Below are 1,804 nucleotides of genomic sequence, written 5' to 3'. Positions count from 1 at the left end.
GCAGCGGAATATCGGTCCACGACACATGGTTGCTGACCCACAGCATCGGCTGCTTCGGCAGCTCGCCGTGCACGGTCACGCGAAAGGGCAGGGCATTGCTCAGACGCGCCATGAAAAAGCGCGACCAGCGCTGGCGACGCTCCATTGAATGCGCCAGGCCAATCCGTTCGAACACACCAAAGACGCTGGCCATGGTCAAACCCAGTGCCACCACCAGCAACACTCGCGCGATTCGCGCGTACACCCGCAGCCGGCTCATCACACCGCCGCCTTGAAGTGCTTGGCGTAGCGCGGGCAGAGTTCGTCGCGCTTGAGCAGGATGAACACGTCGGCAACCTGGAAGTCTTCGTCCCAGCACGGCTCGCCGCAGATCTTCGCGCCCAGACGCATGTAAGCCTTGAGCAGGGGCGGCATTTCGGCGATCACGTTGGACGGGATGTCCAGCGTCGGCAGCGGGTTCTTCGGCTCGGCGCGCAGGTTTTCGGTGCACAGATAACGTTCGCGCAGGCGCTGCATGATCGCGTGGGCCTGGATACCGCCGTCCTGCATCGGAATGCTCGCGCAACCCATCAAGTAGCTGTAACCGCCCTGATTCAACACTTCGGCCAATTCGCCCCACAACACCGCGATGGTGCCGCCGTTGCGGTACGCCGGGTCGACGCAGGTGCGGCCGATTTCCAGAATCGGGCCTTGCAGATGCGCCAGGCCATGCAGGCTGAATTCTTCTTCGCTGTAGAACTTGCCCAGGCTGCTGGCGGCGGTGTGATCAAGCAGGCGGGTGGTCGCGACCAAACGGCCGGTGTTCAAGTCACGCACACCGATGTGGCTGCAGTGAACATCATAGTCATCCATGTCCAGACCCAGTTCCGCGCCTTTCAGTTTGGCGTTGAACTCGCCGCTGAAAACGTTGAAACGCAAGGCCTGGGCTTGCTGCAGAGCCTCGGCGCCGATCAGGCGTTCGGCTTGCAGGCGGCGTTCATTGCCGGTGTCGCTGATGCGGGCGATCTGAGTCATTGTGAATCTCCGTACGGGCCTTTAACCCGTCGTGGGTTGCAGCCGATCGACTTTCTTTATGCAGCCGTGTTGTGCAAAGTCAGGCTATGTAGCCCCGGTGTCATCGCCATGAACGTTCGGTGATGCTTATATGACAGCCCACAAGGAGCCTCTTATGCCCTGGCCCGCTCTGCTGCAAAACCGTGAACGGTTGCCCGCCGTCCCTGACCTTGCGGAGGGTTTTGCGACGTTGTTGCATCAACTGGGCAACGTCACACCGTTTGAGTTGGCGGTGGCCGGCGCACGGCGGATGGCGACGCCGGGGCTGGCGTTTCTGGTCGGTTATCAGGCGGCGCTGAGGATGTTGTGGCCGAGCGCGCCACTGAGCCTCGGTGCATTGTGTGCGACCGAACAGCGCAGCCTGCGCCCGGCAGACATGCAGACCCGGCTGACGGATTTGCGCCTGAGCGGGCGCAAGGATTTCGTCACGGCCGGCGATGCTGCCGACTGGTTGTTGATCGCGGCACGCAGTGAGGAACCCGGTGAAACGCCGCGTCTGAGTCTGGCCGTGGTCTATCCCGGTGAACCCGGCGTGAGCGTGGAAAAACTGCCGGCGCTACCGTTGATGCCCGACATCAGTCATGGCCGTTTGCAGCTGGATGGTGCGTTGTGCGAGTTGCTCGCGGGTGATGGCTGGGATGCTTACGTCAAACCGTTTCGTACCCTTGAAGATGTCTATGTCCTGAGCGCGATGACCGCGTGGCTGTACGGCGTCGGCCAGGACAGCGACTGGCCGCAGACCCTGCAATTG

General features: G+C 62.0%; 2 protein-coding genes and 1 pseudogene. 1 reads left to right on the top strand and 2 read right to left on the bottom strand.

Features of this window, described 5'->3' with window-relative positions:
- Together DBR24_RS13275 and olsB are read right to left on the bottom strand one after the other, a co-directional pair.
- Positions 1 to 259: pseudogene (locus tag DBR24_RS13275) on the bottom strand (1-acyl-sn-glycerol-3-phosphate acyltransferase); the annotation flags it as partial.
- The gene (gene olsB, locus DBR24_RS13270) at positions 259 to 1,014 is read right to left on the bottom strand and encodes an L-ornithine N(alpha)-acyltransferase (RefSeq protein WP_016982801.1); all 756 of its coding nucleotides are present in this window, start codon (positions 1,012 to 1,014) and stop codon (positions 259 to 261) included. The pseudogene DBR24_RS13275 and the gene olsB, both read right to left, overlap by 1 nt.
- Positions 1,015 to 1,168: 154 nt before the next feature.
- On the opposite strand from olsB, the gene DBR24_RS13265 reads away from it, so the two are divergent.
- Positions 1,169 to 1,804, top strand: a 636-nt coding sequence (locus DBR24_RS13265) for an acyl-CoA dehydrogenase family protein (protein WP_146189037.1), incomplete at its 3' end; no start/stop codon positions are given.

It is taken from the genome of Pseudomonas sp. HMWF006, from assembly GCF_003061205.1.
GTDB lineage: Bacteria > Pseudomonadota > Gammaproteobacteria > Pseudomonadales > Pseudomonadaceae > Aquipseudomonas > Aquipseudomonas monsensis.
The sequence above is the reverse complement of the archived record's forward strand: the minus strand, read 5'-3'. Positions and strand labels throughout refer to the sequence as shown.